The 1159-nt window shown below is 58.7% G+C and carries 1 protein-coding gene; it reads left to right on the top strand.

Going from position 1 to position 1159, the window contains the following annotated elements; genetic code table 11:
- Positions 1-66: 66 nt before the first annotated feature.
- A protein-coding gene (locus ACYP33_RS23110) for an IS3 family transposase (protein ID WP_459624079.1) occupies positions 67-1159 on the top strand; the annotation gives its coding sequence in 2 pieces (ribosomal slippage) (positions 67-319 and positions 319-1159; 1094 coding nt annotated over the 2 pieces). This gene is flagged as partial in the annotation.

Consider the following 1159-nt stretch of genomic DNA (forward strand, 5'->3'; position numbering starts at 1 on the left):
CGACGTCTCCCCACCCTTGAGTAGCGCGACGCTTTAGAGTCCAATCACGTAGTCAGGAGATTGGGCATGAAGAAACGATTCACCGAAGAGCAGATCATTGGTTTCCTGCGCGAGGCGGAGGCCGGCTTGCCGGTCAAGGAGCTCTGCCGTCAGCATGGCTTTTCCGAAGCGAGCTACTACCTGTGGCGTAGCAAGTTCGGCGGAATGAGCGTGTCCGATGCGAAACGGCTGAAGGAACTGGAAGCCGAAAACAACCGGCTGAAGAAGCTGCTCGCTGAATCGATGCTGGAGAACGAGGTGACGCGCGAGGCGCTGCGAAAAAAGTGGTGAGCGCACCGTCACGCCGGGACTTGGTGCGCTATATGACTCACGGCGGTTTGAGCGAGAGACGCGCACTACGGCTGATCGGCATGAGCGCGAGCGCTTATCGCTATCAACCGGCGCCGGATCGCAACCACGCGCTGCGAGCGCAGATCGTCGCACTGGCGCAGCGGCACCGTCGCTATGGCTCGGGCATGATTTATCTGAAGCTGCGGCAATCGGGCATGATCGTGAACCACAAGCGCGTAGAGCGGTTGTACGCGCAAGAGAAACTGCAAGTGCGTCGCCGCAAGCGCAAGAAGGTGCCCGTTGCGCAACGTCAGCCACTGGGCAGGCCGTCGGCGGCCAACCAGGTATGGTCGATGGATTTTGTATTTGACCGGACGGCTGAAGGCCGTGTGATCAAGAGCTTGACCGTGGTCGACGACGCCACGCACGAAGCGGTGGCCATTGTGCCGGAGCGGGCAATTGGCGGAAATTTACTCACACGCATTCTCGATCGCGTTGCATTGCTTCGCGGCTTGCCGAAGGCCATTCGGACCGACAACGGCAAGGAGTTCTGTGGTCGGGCGATGTTGACCTGGGCACATCGGAGAGGTGTGAAGCTGTTTCTGATTGAGCCCGGCAAGCCGAATCAAAATGCCTACATCGAATCGTTCAACGGTCGATTCCGCGACGAATGCCTCAACGAGCACTGGTTCACGAGTCTGTCTCATGCCAAGGTGCTGATAGATGCATGGCGACGAGAGTACAACGAGGAACGGCCGAAGAAATCGCTGGGCGGGCTGACGCCTGCAAACTACGCCCGTCAGTTGATGGCAAACGCAGCTAAATTAAC

The organism is Burkholderia sp. 3C (genome assembly GCF_054589155.1).